At 66.4% G+C, this 15,707-nt stretch carries 12 protein-coding genes; 5 read left to right on the top strand and 7 right to left on the bottom strand.

Annotated features, from left to right (window positions below; all coding sequences use genetic code 11):
* The first annotated feature begins 15 nt into the window (after positions 1 to 15).
* Positions 16 to 1,212 (top strand): efflux RND transporter periplasmic adaptor subunit, encoded by a 1,197-nt coding sequence (locus tag RBT54_RS04250; protein ID WP_320364436.1) that lies wholly within the window; start codon positions 16 to 18, stop codon positions 1,210 to 1,212.
* Positions 1,209 to 4,340, top strand: coding sequence for an efflux RND transporter permease subunit (locus RBT54_RS04245; protein WP_320364434.1), 3,132 nt, complete (start codon positions 1,209 to 1,211; stop codon positions 4,338 to 4,340). The genes RBT54_RS04250 and RBT54_RS04245 overlap by 4 nt, the downstream gene beginning before the upstream one ends.
* On the opposite strand, the gene serS is transcribed toward RBT54_RS04245, so the two are convergent.
* On the bottom strand, positions 4,301 to 5,593 hold the full coding sequence (serS, locus tag RBT54_RS04240) for a serine--tRNA ligase (protein ID WP_320364432.1): 1,293 nt from the start codon (positions 5,591 to 5,593) through the stop codon (positions 4,301 to 4,303). The two genes, RBT54_RS04245 and serS, sit on opposite strands and share 40 nt — an antisense overlap.
* A gap of 263 nt (positions 5,594 to 5,856) precedes the next feature.
* Between serS and RBT54_RS04235 the strand changes: the two genes are divergently transcribed.
* Positions 5,857 to 6,120 carry a hypothetical protein gene (locus RBT54_RS04235; RefSeq protein ID WP_320364430.1) on the top strand — a complete coding sequence of 88 codons (264 nt, stop codon included), beginning with the start codon at positions 5,857 to 5,859 and terminating at the stop codon, positions 6,118 to 6,120.
* On the opposite strand, the gene RBT54_RS04230 is transcribed toward RBT54_RS04235, so the two are convergent.
* The 4 genes from RBT54_RS04230 to RBT54_RS04215 form a co-directional block, all read right to left on the bottom strand.
* The gene (locus RBT54_RS04230; protein ID WP_320364428.1) at positions 6,092 to 7,528 is read right to left on the bottom strand and encodes a replication-associated recombination protein A; all 1,437 of its coding nucleotides are present in this window, start codon (positions 7,526 to 7,528) and stop codon (positions 6,092 to 6,094) included. The two genes, RBT54_RS04235 and RBT54_RS04230, sit on opposite strands and share 29 nt — an antisense overlap.
* Before the next feature lie 12 nt (positions 7,529 to 7,540).
* Positions 7,541 to 8,203 carry an outer membrane lipoprotein chaperone LolA gene (gene lolA / locus RBT54_RS04225; protein WP_413788421.1) on the bottom strand — a complete coding sequence of 221 codons (663 nt, stop codon included), beginning with the start codon at positions 8,201 to 8,203 and terminating at the stop codon, positions 7,541 to 7,543.
* Positions 8,200 to 10,491, bottom strand: a complete 2,292-nt coding sequence (locus tag RBT54_RS04220) for a DNA translocase FtsK (RefSeq protein ID WP_320364426.1) — start codon at positions 10,489 to 10,491, stop codon at positions 8,200 to 8,202. The genes lolA and RBT54_RS04220 overlap by 4 nt, the downstream gene beginning before the upstream one ends.
* 158 nt (positions 10,492 to 10,649) lie before the next feature.
* On the bottom strand, positions 10,650 to 11,321 hold the full coding sequence (locus RBT54_RS04215; protein ID WP_320364424.1) for a Crp/Fnr family transcriptional regulator: 672 nt from the start codon (positions 11,319 to 11,321) through the stop codon (positions 10,650 to 10,652).
* A 211-nt stretch (positions 11,322 to 11,532) separates the two neighbouring features.
* Between RBT54_RS04215 and trxB the strand changes: the two genes are divergently transcribed.
* Positions 11,533 to 12,486, top strand: a complete 954-nt coding sequence (gene trxB / locus RBT54_RS04210) for a thioredoxin-disulfide reductase (RefSeq protein WP_320364422.1) — start codon at positions 11,533 to 11,535, stop codon at positions 12,484 to 12,486.
* 2 nt (positions 12,487 to 12,488) lie between these two features.
* On the top strand, positions 12,489 to 13,565 hold the full coding sequence (locus RBT54_RS04205) for a Smr/MutS family protein (protein WP_320364420.1): 1,077 nt from the start codon (positions 12,489 to 12,491) through the stop codon (positions 13,563 to 13,565).
* Positions 13,566 to 13,625: 60 nt separating this feature from the next.
* Here RBT54_RS04205 and RBT54_RS04200 read toward each other — a convergent pair whose 3' ends face one another.
* Both RBT54_RS04200 and RBT54_RS04195 read right to left on the bottom strand, forming a co-directional pair.
* Complete coding sequence (locus RBT54_RS04200) at positions 13,626 to 13,964, bottom strand: P-II family nitrogen regulator (RefSeq protein ID WP_320364416.1); 339 nt, start codon at positions 13,962 to 13,964, stop codon at positions 13,626 to 13,628.
* Positions 13,965 to 13,982: 18 nt separating this feature from the next.
* Positions 13,983 to 15,611 (bottom strand): NAD+ synthase, encoded by a 1,629-nt coding sequence (locus RBT54_RS04195; RefSeq protein ID WP_320364415.1) that lies wholly within the window; start codon positions 15,609 to 15,611, stop codon positions 13,983 to 13,985.
* Positions 15,612 to 15,707 lie beyond the last annotated feature (96 nt).

Raw genomic sequence — 15,707 nt, 5'->3', positions numbered from 1 at the left:
CTTCGAAGGCTTCCCATGCGCCGTCTCATCCCCCTTCTGATCCTGCTGCTTGCAGTAGCGGGCTTCGTTCTCTTGCGCGCCACCCGCCCGGTCGTCCCACCCATTGAAGCGCGCGAGCGCATCTGGCGCGTCGAGGCACACGAACTCGTCAGCACGGCGGTGAAGCCGACCCTCGTCCTGTACGGTCGCATCGAAGCTCCGGACCGCATCCGCGCGGCAGCGCCGGTCGGTGGCCGCATCGTTGAAGTGAAGGTGCGCGACGGCGACCGGGTCGATGCGGGTGCCGTGCTCGCGCGCATGGATCCGCGTGACCTCGAGCCACGGATTGCACAGGCCACGGCCGATGTCGAGCGCGAGCGCATCCGCCACCGTCACGACCAGGAAGCGATCGCACAAGAACGCACCCTGCTGCAACTGGCCGACGCGAAGCTGGCGCGTTTCGAGCGCCTCAAGAACGCGCGCCTCGGCGCCGAGAGCTCCTTCGACCAGGCACGCGAAGAAGTCGCCCGCGTCCGCCTGTCGCTGTCACAGCGCCAGCAGGCAATTGCCGAGCATCCGTCCCGGCTCACCCAGTTGCAGGCGAAGCTGACCGAGGCAAGGCGCGACGCCGAGCGCGGCGAGATCACCGCCCCCTTTGCTGCACGCATCGGCAAGGTCGAGGTTGCCGCCGGCGATCAGGTACAGCCCGGACAGGCTCTGCTCAGCCTGTACTCGTCCGATGCCCTCTATCTACGCGCCCGGGTTCCCGCGATCTACGCCGAGGAGCTACGTGCAGCCCTGGCGCGGGGCGAGGGGCTGGAGGCACGTGCCGAGTTCGGCACGACCACCCTTCTCACCCGCCTCGACCGCATCAGCGGTGAGGCCGACGCGCGCGGCGTCGACGTGCTGCTCCGACTCGACGATGCGAGCAAGGTCCCGCTGGGGGCCTTCGTCAACGCAGTGCTCGAGCGCCCCACTGCGACCGACGTGTTCGCCGTGCCACCCTCCGCGCTCCACGGCGGCGATCGTATCTACCTGATCGGGGACGGCAACCGGCTGCGCGCGTTGCCCGTCCGCCGCGCCGGCGAGCGCCGTGATGGCAGCACCTTGACGCTGCTCGTGCGCCCTGCCAACGACACGACTGAACTGCGCAGCGGCACGCGCATCCTCGCCACCCACCTGCCGCACGCCATCGACGGGCTGGCAGTCGAGGTGGTCGGGGCTCCGCAATGAAGCACGTCAGCGTGCTCGAACGCCTGGCCGGCCACAAGGTGGCAGCCAACGTGCTGATGCTGCTCGCCTTCGTCCTCGGGGTGATCGGCCTCACGCGCATGAACGTGCAGTTCTTCCCCACCTTCGAGCTCGACGTCATCTCGGTGCGCGTGGTGTGGAGCGGCGCCGCAGCCGAGGACGTCGAGAACGGCATCACCGTGCCCCTTGAGGAGCGCCTGAAGACCGTCGACGGCCTCAAGCGCATGAGCTCCACCTCGGCCCAGGGCGTGGCGAGCATCACCCTCGAACTGCACGAGGGCACCGACGCGCTGCTCGCCCTCGACCAGGTACGCCAACGGGTGGATGAGTTCCGCAATCTGCCGCGCGACGCCGAGACTCCCGAAGTGAGCCGCGTGTCGCGCTACGAGCCCATCGCCCGCCTGCTCGTGCGCGGCAACAGCGTCGAGGAGTTGCGGCCCTGGGTCCGGCGCTTCGAGCAGGAGCTGCTCGCTGCCGGCATCGATCGGGTCAGCATCACCGGCCTGCCAGAGGAGCGCATCGCGATCGAGATCCCGTCCGCGGCGCTGGAAACGCTCGGCCTGTCGCTGGTGCAGGTCGGCGATCGTGTCGGCCAGGTCGCGCGCGACATTCCGGCGGGCATCGCCGGAGAAGCCGACGGCGCGCGCGAGATCCGTGGTCTGGAACAGCGCCGCAGCGCCGATGCCTTCGCGCCGCTCGCGGTGGTGAGCGACGAGCGCGGCGTGGTGCGCCTGGACGAGATCGCGACCATCATCCGCGAGCCCCGTGCCAACGAGCTCGCGCTCTTCGAGCGCGGCGACAGCGTGGTCGAGCTGCAACTGCAGCGCAGCGAGAGCGGGCACTCGCTCAAGGCCGCGCGCATCCTCGACGACTGGCTGGAAAAGACCCGCCCCACCCTGCCACCGAGCATCGGCCTCGAGGTCTTCGACACGCAGTGGCAACTGATCAGCGATCGCATCGAGCTGCTCGTCGAAAACGGGCTCTCCGGCCTGCTGCTGGTGGTCGCCGTGCTGTATTTCTTCCTGCCGGCACGGGTGGCGCTGTGGGTCATGATCGGCATCCCGACAGCATTTCTCGCCACCCTCGGGCTGATGTTCTTCTTCGGCGGCACGATCAACATGATGAGCCTGTTCGCACTCATCATGGCGCTCGGCATCATCGTCGACGACGCGATCGTGGTGAGTGAGGACGCCGACACCCATCGCCACATGGGCGAAGGTCCCTCTCAGGCCGCAATCGGCGGCGCACGGCGAATGCTGTGGCCGGTGCTGGCCTCGTCGCTGACCACGATCGCCGCGTTCCTGCCGCTGATGATGGTGGGCGGCATAATCGGCAACATCCTCGGCGACATTCCCTTCGTGATGGTTGCGGTGATCGTCGCGTCGCTGATCGAGTGCTTCCTGATCCTTCCCGCCCACCTGCGCGGCGCGCTCGCCGGCGAGGCGGCCCTGAAGCAGTCGGCATTGCGTGCACGGCTCGACGCCGCATTTGCCGGGTTTCGCGACGGCCCCTTCCGCCGCATGGTGGAGCGCGCGTTGGCCTGGCGCGGTGCAACCGTGTCCATTGCCGTCGCCCTGATGATCCTCGCCGTCGGGCTGATCGCGGGCGGTCGAATCGGCTTTGTGTTCTTCCCCACGCCCGAGGGCCAGGTGATCTACGCCAATGCCACCTTTGTCGCCGGCACGCCACGAGCCCGCACCGAAGCCTTCCTCGGCGAACTCGAACGCGCCCTGTTCGCGGCCGAAGCCGAACTGGGCGGCGGTCTGGTGCAGACTGCGGTGGCCCGGCTCGGCGGCACGATCAGCAGCGGCAGCGGATCGAGCGCACGCGGCGACCAGCTCGCCGGCATCATGGTCGAGCTCACCCCGCCCGATCAGCGCGCGGTGCGCAACGAGCGCTTCCTCGCCGTCTGGCGCGAAAAGCTGCCCGCGGTGGCCGGGATGGAGCTGCTCACCTTCACCGCCCGCCAGTCAGGGCCACCGGGGCGCGACCTCAACATTCGCCTCTCCGGTGACAACGCCGACGCCCTCAAGGCCGCCGCGCTCGAGCTGGCCGAGACGCTGACGAGCATTCCCGGCGTCAGCGAGACCGAGGACGACATGCCTTATGGACGCGAGCAGCTCATCTACCGCCTGACCCCCGCGGGCGAAGCGCTGGGGCTCACCACCGAGAGCCTCGGCCGCCAGTTGCGCGCCGCCTTCGATGGCGCCCTCGCTCAGCTCGTACAGGTAGGGCGCGACGAGCTCGAGGTGCGGGTGATGTTGCCGCGCGACGAGCGCAGCCGGCTCGACGTATTCGAGCGCATCACCGTCAGCCTGCCGGACGGCCGTTTCGTCCCGCTCGCCACGGTGGCGAGCTGGGAGTCGCGCCGCGGCTTCGAGGCCCTGCGCCATGCCCAGGGTCGGCTGGCAGTGGAAGTCTCGGCCGCCGTCGCCAGCGACGTCACCAATGCCAACGCGGTGCAGGCCCTGCTCGAAGCCGACACCTTGCCCCAACTGGCGCAAAAGCATGGTTTCGAATTCAGCTTCGAAGGCCGCTCCGCCGACCAGCGCGAGACCATGGAGGACATGCGTGCAGGCCTCATTCTCGGCCTGGCGATGATCTATCTGATCCTGGTGTGGTCGTTCTCGTCGTGGAGCTGGCCGCTGGTGGTGATGTCGGCCATTCCACTCGGCCTTGCAGGCGCCATCTTCGGCCACTGGGTCCTCGACATCGACCTCACCATCCTGTCGATGTTCGGCCTCTTCGGCCTCGCCGGCATTGTGGTTAACAACTCCATCATCCTGGTGAGCCTGTTCAAGGAGCTGCAGCACAAGGGCGCAACAGTGCACGATGCGCTGATGGGTGCGGCCTGTGGCCGCCTGCGTGCGGTGCTGCTGACCTCGCTCACCACCATCGGTGGTCTCACGCCGCTGCTCTTCGAGCGCTCGCTGCAGGCCCAGTTCCTGATCCCGATGGCGACCTCGATCGCGTTCGGGCTCGCCTTCTCCGCCGTGCTGGTGCTCTTCTTCGTGCCAGCCCTGCTGTCCCTGCTGGAGAGCCTGCAGGGCTGGCTGCGCAGCATGCCGAGTCAGAGCGGCGCTTCGAGCACCTCGACACCGCCCATGTAGGGCACCAGCGCCTTCGGGATGAGCACCGAACCGTCGGCCTGCTGGTAGTTCTCCAGCACGGCGACCAGTGTGCGACCGACCGCAAGGCCGGAGCCGTTGAGGGTATGCACCAGCTCGTTCTTGCCCTGCGCATTCTTGAACCGCGCCTGCATGCGGCGCGCCTGGAAGGACTCGCAGTTCGAGCAGCTCGAGATCTCGCGATAGGTGTTCTGCGCCGGCAACCAGACTTCCAGGTCGTAGGTCTTCGCGGCCGAGAAACCCATGTCGCCGGTGCACAGCGTGATCACGCGGTAGGGCAGCTCCAGCTTCTGCAGGATGGCTTCGGCGTGGCCCACCATCTGCTCGAGCGCCTCGTTGCTCTTGCTCGGCTCGACGATCTGTACCATCTCGACCTTGTCGAACTGGTGCTGGCGGATCATGCCGCGCACGTCGCGCCCGCCGCTGCCCGCCTCGGAGCGAAAGCACGGGCTGTGCGCAGTCATGCGGATCGGCAGCGCGTCGAGCGCGAGCACGTCCTCGCGCACGCTGTTGGTGAGCGTGATCTCGGCGGTGGGGATCAGGTATTGCTCGAGGCCCTCCTCGTCACCGCCGCGCAGCACCCAGAACAGGTCTTCCTTGAACTTGGGCAACTGGCCGGTGCCGTAGAGCGCCGAGCCATTGACGATGTAGGGCGTGTAGCACTCGGTGTAGCCGTGCTCGCGGGTGTGGGTGTCGAGCATGAACTGCGCCAGCGCGCGATGCAGGCGTGCCACCGGGCCGCGCAGGAAGGCAAAGCGCGCGCCGGACAGCTTGGCGCCGGTCTCGAAATCGAGGCCGAGCGGTGCACCCACATCGACGTGGTCGCGCACCTCGAAGTCGTAGCTGCGCGGCGCCCCCCACCGCCGAACCTCGACGTTTCCGCTTTCGTCCGCGCCTACCGGCACACCTTCCTGCGGCAGGTTGGGCAGCGTGGCGAGGAAGGCATTCATGCGCTCGAGCAGCACCGGCAGCGCCTGCTCGCAGGCCTTCAACTCGTCGCCGAGCTGGCCCACTTCTGCCATCACACCGGACGCGTCCTCGCCCTTGCCCTTGAGCATGCCGATCTGCTTCGACAGTGCATTGCGCCGGGCCTGCAGCTCCTGGGTGCGAGTCTGCGTCTGCTTGCGCTCTTCTTCCAGCGCCTGGAAGGCGGCCGTGTCGAGTTGCATGCCGCGGGTGGCGAGGCGGGCTGCGACGGTATCGATCTGGGTGCGAAGAAGCTGGATATCGAGCATCGGAGAGTTTTCCTGGAACGTTTCGAATCAATAACCTGCGACTGGAAGCTAAGGTTTGGCGCGCACGACACGAGGCAAGCGCTGGTTTACAGACGGTTCACCACAAACCGACCATGTATGACGCACCGCAAAAATTAACTTTTCCAATCAATAACTTGTTTAGTTGACGCTACGTAAATTGAACTTGCAAAAGGTCGCCTGTCAATTATCCTTAGATCAACCACGAAGCCGCGACAGACGGCTCACCTTAGGAGGAGTTCGGCATGCTATCCATTCGTGACTGCCTAGACTACTGTGACCTGACCGACGAGGAGGTTTCGCTGATCGCCGAGCATGAAGACATTCCAGACGCGGCCGCTGCTCAAGTGTGTTGCGGCTTGGTGCAGACGCCCGAAGGGGTGATGGTTCTGACCAACTTCATGCTCGACCTTATTGAGCGTGCGCACGCTTGTGGCGACACCCGAAAGGCGGAGCGGGCGGCGAATTTGTGCGCGCGGTTCATGAAGGATCATCCCCTCCCGCATTGAGACTCTCCTCGCCCGACGTCTTTTTCATCGTCGGGTCTTGACGCGAGGCCGAGCCGGCTGACGGGCTATGCCTCGCCCTTTGTTGGACACCTTCCTGGCTGCGCTGCACGGCCTCGCGATCCAGCGTACGCAGGTGGGCGAGCTTCTCGGCAATGCGCGACTCCATGCCGCGCGGCGCGGGTTGATACCAACCCGGCGCTTGCATGCCGTCGGGCAGGTAGTTTTCGCCGGCTGCGTAGGCCTCGGGCTCGTCGTGTGCGTAGCGGTAGGCCTTGCCGTAATCCAGCGCCTTCATGAGCTTGGTCGGTGCGTTGCGCAGGTGCAGCGGCACCGGGCGTGAGCCATCACCCGCGACAAAGGCGCGTGCTGCGTTGTAGGCCTTGTAGGCCGCGTTCGATTTTGCGGCGCAGGCGAGAAAGATCGTCACCTGGGCGAGCGCGAGTTCGCCCTCCGGGGATCCCAGACGTTCGTAGGTGGCGCAGGCGTTGAGCGCCATGTCGAGGGCGCGCGGATCGGCCAGGCCGATGTCTTCCACGGCCATGCGCACCAGCCGACGCCCGAGGTAGAGCGGATCGGCGCCGCCGTCGAGCATGCGGCACAGCCAGTACAGCGAGGCGTCCGGGTCGGAGCCGCGCACCGACTTGTGCAGGGCCGAAATCTGGTCGAAAAACGCTTCGCCGCCCTTGTCGAAGCGGCGCAGGTTGCGCGACAGCGTCTGATCGACGAATGCCGCGCTGACCCGATTGACCTTCGCCGTTTCGGCTGCCACCTGCAACTGCTCGATGAGATTCATCAGGCGCCGCGCATCGCCATCGGCGAAACCGATCAGGCGTTCGCGGGCATCGGCGTCGAAGCCGATGTCCGCACAGGCAATCGCATGCGCCCGCTCGAAGAGCTGCGTCATCGCCGCTGCATCGAGCGACTCCAGCACATAGACGGCCGCGCGCGACAGCAGCGCCGAATTGACCTCGAAGGACGGGTTCTCGGTCGTCGCGCCGATGAAGGTAACCAGGCCCTGCTCGACGAAGGGCAGGAAGGCATCCTGCTGCGCCTTGTTGAAACGATGAACCTCATCGACGAACAGGATCGTGTGCCGACCCCGCGCCTTCGCGGCCTGCGCCTGCTGGATCGCCTCGCGGATCTCCTTGACCCCGGAGAACACCGCCGACAAGGCCACGAAATCGGCATCGAAGCCGCGCGCCATCAGCCTTGCGAGCGTCGTCTTGCCGACGCCGGGTGGCCCCCACAGGATCATCGAGTGCGGCCGCCGCGACTCGAAGGCCAGGCGCAAGGGCTTGCCCGGCCCGAGCAGATGCCTCTGGCCCGCCACTTCGTCCAGGGTCTTCGGCCGCATGCGCTCGGCGAGCGGCACCTGCGGCGGGTCGAGAGCCTCGAAAAGGTCGCTCATGCAGGCGGAAGATCAGCGCGTGGTGCCGGGCACGTCACCGATGATGTCGGCGCCGGCCGGGGGCGTGAAGCTGAAGCGATCGGCGGCGAGCACCGGATTGGCCTGCAGTCGGGTGAAACGGATCACCGTCGTCTGGCCGAAGTGGTCGCGCATTTCCATGCGCTCGAGCTGACCCTCGGCGAGGCCGATGCGCAGCGCCTCGAAGCCGCTCTCGGTCAGCTTCGGACGCGCCTCGACCCAGGCCAGGCCATCATGCTCGCCACCATCGGCAAGCTCGAAATTGTCGTCGAGCGCACCGCTGCCGAACAGGATCGCGGCCGGCGTAGCCCCGAGCGCATCGCCGATCTCGCGCACCGTGACCTGATTGAGGTCCGGATCCCAGGTCCACAACAGCTTGCCGTCACCGACCAGCACCTGGCGATAGGGACGGTCGTATTCCCAGTGGAATCGACCGGGGCGCGCATAGGCAAAGCTGCCGGACGCCTCCTGCGGGCGACGTCCCGACTGGGCGGTGACCACCTGTTCGAATTTTCCTTCGGCACTGCGCGCGCCGTCGACGAAGGCGCGCAACTGCGCCACCCCGTCAGCCGCGCTCACCGTGAGTGCAGCGGCCGCCAGCGCAAGCGCTGCCGCGCCACGGATCATTGCGGACGCTGCCTTGGTCAGAAAACTCATTCGCTCTCCTTGGCCGGAACGATCACTTCACGGTTGCCGTTGCTGCCCATCGGCGACACCAGCCCAGCGCGCTCCATCTGCTCGATCAGGCGCGCGGCGCGGTTGTAGCCGATGCGCAGGTGACGCTGCACCAGCGAGATCGATGGCCGTCGGGTCTTGATGACGACTTCCACCGCCTGATCATAGAGCGCGTCCCACTCGCCGTCGCCGCCCTCCCCACCGCCGCCGAGCGCCGCCTCCAGATCGTCCTCGGGCGCGGCCAGGATGCCTTCGATGTAGTCCGGCGGGCCGATCTTCTTGAGGTGATCGACAACCTTGTGCACCTCGTCGTCGGCAACGAAGGCGCCATGCACCCGCACCGGCAGCCCCGTGCCCGGCGCCAGATACAGCATGTCGCCCATGCCGAGCAAGGTCTCGGCCCCCATCTGGTCAAGGATGGTGCGCGAGTCGATCTTGCTCGACACCTGGAAGGAGATCCGGGTCGGCACGTTGGCCTTGATCAGGCCAGTGATCACGTCCACAGACGGACGCTGAGTGGCGAGGATGAGGTGGATGCCGGCTGCGCGCGCCTTCTGCGCGAGGCGCGCGATCAGCTCCTCGACCTTCTTGCCCACCACCATCATCATGTCGGCGAGTTCGTCCACCACCACCACGATGTAGGGCAGGGGCTCGAGTGGCTCGGGGTTCTCGGGACTGATCGAGAATGGGTTGGTGAGCGGCTTCTCCGCCTTGCGCGCCTCCTGCACCGCCTTGTTGAATCCGGCGAGGTTACGCACGCCGACCGCGGCCATCAGCTTGTAGCGCTTGTCCATCTCGGTCACACACCAGTTGAGCGCGTTGGCCGCGTGCTTCATGTCGGTGACCACCGGCGCCAACAGATGCGGGATGCCCTCGTAGATCGACAGCTCGAGCATCTTCGGGTCGACCATGATGAGGCGCACCCGGTCCGGCTCGCTCTTGTAGAGCAGCGACAGGATCATCGCATTGATGCCCACCGACTTGCCCGAGCCGGTGGTACCGGCCACCAGCAGGTGGGGCATCTTGGCGAGGTCGGCCACCACCGGCTGACCGCCGATGTCCTTGCCGAGCACGACGGTCAGCGGCGAATGCGCGTCCTGATAGACCTTGGAGCCGATGATCTCCGACAGGCGCACCATCTGGCGTTTGGGATTGGGCAGCTCGAAGGCCATGCACGACTTGCCGGGCACGGTCTCGACCACGCGGATCGACACCAGCGACAGCGCGCGGGCGAGATCCTTGGCCAGGTTGACCACCTGACTGCCCTTGACGCCGGTGGCCGGCTCGATCTCGTAGCGGGTGATCACCGGGCCGGGATAGGCGGCGAGCACCTTCACCTCGACGCCGAAGTCGGCGAGCTTGGTCTCGATCACGCGCGAGGTGAATTCGAGCGTCTCGGGCGACGGCGGTTCGACGCCGCCGCTTGCCGGATCGAGCAGCGAAACCGGCGGGATCACCCCCTCTGGGGCATCGGCAAACAGCGTCTGCTGACGCTCCTTCTCCACGCGTTCGGACCTGGGCACGGCGACCACCGCAGGCTCGATCCGCAGCGGCGGCGGGGCTTCCTTCTCGACCTTGCGGCGCCGGGTCTGCACGACCGCCTCGCGCTTCTCGGCGATCTCACGACCCGCGCGGCGATCCTGCCGGCGGATCCAGGCCTGCTGCATCCCAATCACGCCCTGCTCCAGCCAGAGCCCGATACGCTCGACCACGGCCAGCCACGACAGCCCGGTGAACAGCGACAGACCCGAAGCCATCAGGGCCAGCAGCAGCAAGGTGCCGCCGGTGAAGCCGAAATAGCGCTGAATGGCCTGCCCGAGTTCCATCCCCAGCAGCCCGCCCGGCTCGAGCGGCACCGCAGCGCCATGAGAGTGAAAACGCAGGAACTCGATCGCGCTGCTGGTGAGCAGCACGACCAAGAAGCCGATCATCACGAAGATGAAAGAGCGGCGGTCGAGTTCGAGCCGGTTCTTCAGGCGGCGAAAGCCCCACAGCAGGCTGTAGCCGAGGAACACCACCCACCACCACGACGATACGCCGAAGAGATAGAGCAGCAGGTCGGCCAGCCAGGCGCCAAAGCGCCCGCCGGGGTTGTTCACGCGCACCACGTCGGCGGCATGAGACCAGCCGGGATCGGACTCGCTGTAGCCCACCAGCACAAGCCCGACATAGAGCGACATCACGCCCAGGATCAGCCAGCGCGCTTCCTGCAGCAAGAGCGAGATCTTTTCCGGCAGCGGCTGGGAACGGGAGGACGAGCGAGACAGCATTGCGTTGCGACCGGACGGCCAGAGTGAAACAACGCCGGATTATACGGGATCGACCGCCCCGCCCGCGGCCGATGTTGCGCCTGCTCACAAAGCCGTCATGCCTCGCGGCATACGCCAGAGGCGCGCGCGGGCGCGCCAGTCATGGCCTGAGAAGTCGCTCAGACGTCGTTCAGGCGCTCGCGCAGCACGATGCCATCGGCACGCTCCTCGATCAGCCCCTGCTTGCCGAGATCCTTCATCACGCGGCTGACCATCTCGCGCGAGGCGCCGATCATCTTGGCGATGTCCTGCTTGGAAATCTTGCGCACCACCACGACCTCGCCACCCACATCCTCGGACATCTCGATCAGCAGCCGCGCCACGCGCCCGTAGACGTCCATGAGGGCGAGGCTCTCGATCTTGCGATCCGCGTTGCGCAGACGCTCGGCGAGGTTGCACATGATGCGCCACGACACGTCGAAGCTGTCGTGCATGATGCGGCGAAAATCCTGCTTGGAAATCAGCACCAGATCGGAGGGCACCACCGCGATCACCGAGGCCGAGCGTGGCCGCTCGTCGAACATGCCCATCTCGCCGAAGAGTTCGCCCTGACCGAGGATCGACAGGATGACCTCGCGCCCGTCCTCATCGCTGACCACGACCTTCAGACTGCCGGTGAGGATCAGATAGACATAGTCGGGCCGATCGCCCGCACACACCACGGACTGCCCGCGCGGAAACCTGCGCATCATCGACACGCGGGCGATGGTGGCCAGCGCTTCGTCCGACAGGCCATGGAAAAGCGAGAACGTCTTCAGGGCAACGACGGAAACGGCGGTGGTCTGGGTCATGCGTACTCCGGCAAGCACAAGAGTGATCAATGAATCGATAAATCCGGCAGGAAGTGTACACGATTGCGACGCCGATAATGGTGATGTCGTGACTTCCGTCACGCGTGGGGCCGCGCCTCACGGCACCCGATCAATCGTGCTCATGGCCGCTGGCGCAACGCCCCTCCGCTATAATCTGGCGCTTGTCCCGTTAAGCGCAGGAATGCTCCACATGACCACCAAACACGCCCGCCTGCTGATCCTCGGCTCCGGTCCCGCCGGCTATACCGCTGCCGTTTATGCCGCCCGTGCCAACCTCGACCCGGTTCTCGTCACAGGCATCGCCCAGGGCGGCCAGTTGATGACCACGACCGAGGTGGATAACTGGCCGGCCGACGCCGATGGCGTGATGGGCCCCGACCTGATGGCACGTTTCCAGAAGCATGCCGAGCGCTTCAACACCGAGATGATCTTCGATCACATCCATACGGTGAAGCTGGGCGAGAAGCCCTTCCGCCTGACGGGCGACAGCGGCGAATACACCTGCGATGCGCTGATCATCGCCACCGGCGCCACCGCCAAGTATCTCGGCCTGCCATCGGAAGAAAAGTTCGCCGGCCGCGGCGTGTCGGCGTGCGCCACCTGCGACGGCTTCTTCTACCGCAACCAGGATGTCGCGGTGATCGGCGGCGGCAACACCGCGGTCGAGGAAGCGCTCTACCTCGCCAACATCGCGAAGAAGGTCACGCTGGTCCATCGCCGCGAGAAGTTCCGCGCCGAGAAGATCATGATCGACAAGCTGATGGAGAAGGTTGCGGCGGGCAAGATCGAGCTCGCGCTCAACGCCACGCTCGACGAGGTGCTCGGCGACGACAGCGGCGTGACCGGCATGCGCATCAAAGACGCCAACACCGACGCCACCCGCGACGTCGCGCTGCAGGGCGTGTTCATCGCCATCGGCCACAAGCCCAACACCGAGATCTTCGATGGCCAGCTCGAGATGGAAGGCGGCTACATCATCACCGAGGGCGGTCGCAACGGCAATGCCACGCAGACCAGCGTCCCGGGCGTGTTCGCCGCGGGGGACGTGCAGGACCACATCTACCGCCAGGCGGTGACCTCGGCCGGTACCGGCTGCATGGCTGCGCTCGACGCTGAGCGCTACCTCGACTCACTCGGCGGCTGAGCATGGCCAAGGGCCGCCGCGCCGCCAGAGCCCGCGCCGGCGAGAATGCGCACGACGGCGCCCGGTCGGCCGAAAAGCCGGCCACTCCGTTCGCCGGCCTGCGCGCCCAGATACGCGGCACGAAGCAGACGGCGAGCGAACCGCTGGCGCCAGCGAAACGGATCCGCCACGCACCGCCTCAGGCAGCGGCAGAGACGACCGAACAGGCAGCCGACGACGGCGAGCTCGAGCTGTTCCGCAAGGCGGCGGGCAAGGTGCAACCGGTGCGCGGGGGCGACCGGGCCGAAATCGAGCGCCCACGACCTGCCCCCGTGCCGCATCACGCCAGCGTCCATGACGAGGCGATCGAGCAGGCGCACTCAGCGCGAGCCGAGACTGATCCGCTGCGCCTGGCTTACCAGGGCGTCATGCCGCTGCGCGACCGCGGCCGGATCGAGCTGGACACGCCACTTCGCCACACGATCCGCCACCCGGGATCGGAACAAACTGCGCGCATTCAGCGCCCTGACGCGATCGTGCTGCCCGCGGATGCGGACTTGCGCGATCCGGCGGCACTTTTTCGCAGTGTTGTCGGCGACGCCCGGCCCGTCGGCGATCGCAATCGGGTCGAACTGGAACGCGTGCCACCTTTGCCCGCGCCGATCAAGCGCGAGGAAGATGAGCGCGCAGCGTTGCATGAATCACTCGCCGCGCCGCTGACTTTCGAAGACCGCCTGGACATGGGCGACGAAGCCGCCTTCCTGCGCCCCGGCCTGCCGCGCCGGGTGCTGACCGACCTGCGCCGCGGACGCTGGGTGCTTCAAGGTCAGATCGACCTGCACGGCCTGACGCGGGACGAAGCCCGCTCAGCATTGGCGCATTTCCTGCACGACGCCCTCGCGCAGGGCAAGCGCTGCATCCGGGTGATCCATGGCAAGGGACACGGCTCGCCTGGCAAGGTATCGATCCTCAAGCAACTGTCGCGAGGCTGGCTCGCGCAGCGCGAAGAGATCCTGTGCTTCTGCCAGGCTGGACCGAACGACGGCGGGGGCGGCGCACTGCTGGTACTGCTGCGCGCGCAGAACGCGGCGCAACGCTGAACCGAATCTGCTCTTTTACCCCCAGGATTGGTCAATGCGAGGGCAGGGCCGCTCAGCGGGTCAGATAGCCGACTCGTTGGTCTCACCGGTGCGGATGCGGATCACCTGCTCCACCGGGCTGACGAAGATCTTGCCGTCGCCGATCTTGCCCGTATGGGCGGCCTTGACGATCGCCTCCACGGCCTGATCGACCATGTCGTCACCCAGCACCACCTCGACTTTGATCTTGGGCAGGAAATCCACGACGTACTCGGCGCCGCGGTAAAGCTCGGTGTGCCCCTTCTGCCGTCCGAATCCCTTTACCTCGGTGACGGTGAGGCCGGTGATGCCGACTTCGGACAAGGCTTCGCGTACCTCGTCCAACTTGAAGGGCTTGATGATCGCTTCGATCTTCTTCATCCACGTCTCTCCTGTTTTTCAGAACTCATCCTGGTAGCGGGATGTTATCGGATAACGCCAGTCCCTGCCGAAGCCACGCGGCGTCACCCGAATGCCGACGGGTGCCTGGCGGCGCTTGTACTCGTTGCGCTTGAGCATGCCCACCGTGCGTCGCACCTCAGCCTCGGGGAAGCCGGCGGCGATGATCTCGCGCGGGGACTCGTCCCGCTCCATGTAGGCCTCGATGATGGCGTCGAGCATCTCGTAGGGCGGCAGGCTATCCTGGTCCTTCTGATCGGGCTTGAGCTCGGCGGACGGCGGCCGATCGATGATGTTCTGCGGAATCACCGGGCTCACCGTGTTGCGCCAGTTCGACAGGCGGAAGACGAGCGTCTTGTAGAGGTCCTTGAGCACCGCGAAGCCCCCCGCCATGTCGCCGTAAAGGGTGGCGTAGCCGGTCGCCATCTCGCTCTTGTTGCCGGTAGTGAGCACGATTGCGCCTGTCTTGTTCGACAGCGCCATCAGGATCATGCCGCGGATGCGCGCCTGCAGATTCTCCTCGGTCGTGTCCGCCGGTAGCCCGACAAACTGGGGAGCGAGCAGCTCTGCGAGGGCCTTCATCGCCGACTCGATCGGGATCTCGTCATAGCGCACGCCGAGTCGGCGCACCATCTCGCGCGAATCGTCCAAGCTCATCTGGGCCGTGTACGGGGAAGGCATCATGACGGCACGCACCCGATCGGCACCGAGCGCATCGACCGCAATCGCCAGCGTCAGCGCCGAATCGATGCCGCCAGACAGACCGATGATCGCCCCGGGAAAACGGTTCTTGCCGAGGTAATCGCGCACGCCGGTCTTGAGCGCTTCATACGCCTCGGCTTCCAGCGTGCGCGGGTCCGCCCGTACCTCAGCAAGCCACGCGCCGGCATGGTAGCCGAGGAGGTCGACACCCTCGGCGAAGCTGGTGGCCTGGTAGGCGAGCGCGCCGTCGCGGTCGAGGGCAAACGACGCACCGTCAAAAACGAGTTCGTCCTGGCCGCCCACCATGTTGCAGTAGAGAATCGGCAGACCGGTCTCACGCACGCGATCGCGCAACACCTGCACACGCTGCGTTTGCTTGTTCATGTGGTAGGGCGAGGCGTTGAGCGCCAGCAGCACCTGCGCACCAGCCGCCCGCGCCGCCTCCGCAGGCCCGCGCTCCCAGACGTCGGCGCAGATGTTGAGGCCGAAGCGTACGCCCTTGCACTCGAACACGCAGGCGGCGTTTCCGGCCTCGAAGTAGCGCTCCTCGTCAAACACCTCGTAGTTGGGCAGCAGACTCTTGTGGTAACGCGCAACGAGCTTGCCATCGCGCAACACCGATGCGGCGTTGTAGCGCTCATCGCCGTCCTCGACCGGATGTCCGAGCACAACGGTGATGCCACTTGCGGCAGCCGCGATGCGCTCCGTCTCACGGTCGCAAGCGCGGTAGAAGTCGGGCCTAAGGAGCAGGTCCTCCGGCGGATAGCCCGCCAGGGCGAGTTCGGGCGTCAACAGGAGGTCAGCGCCCGCCGCGCGAGCCTGCTCCAGCGCGGCGATGATCCGGTCAGCGTTGCCCACCAGGTCGCCCACGGTGAGGTTGAGTTGCGCGACAGCGATCGAAACAGGGGAATGTGCGTGTGCTTTCATGGAGCGAAACTATACCGCTTCGGTGGCCACACGGAAGTCCGCTCGTAGCCCGGAGACGCGCGCCGCGCCTGCGAACACCACTGGAGCGGCGAAACC

Origin of the sequence: Thauera sp. (assembly GCF_034003485.1) — a bacterium.
GTDB lineage: Bacteria > Pseudomonadota > Gammaproteobacteria > Burkholderiales > Rhodocyclaceae > Thauera.
Note: the sequence above shows the minus strand (reverse complement) of the source record. Positions and strands in the feature narration are given on the sequence as shown.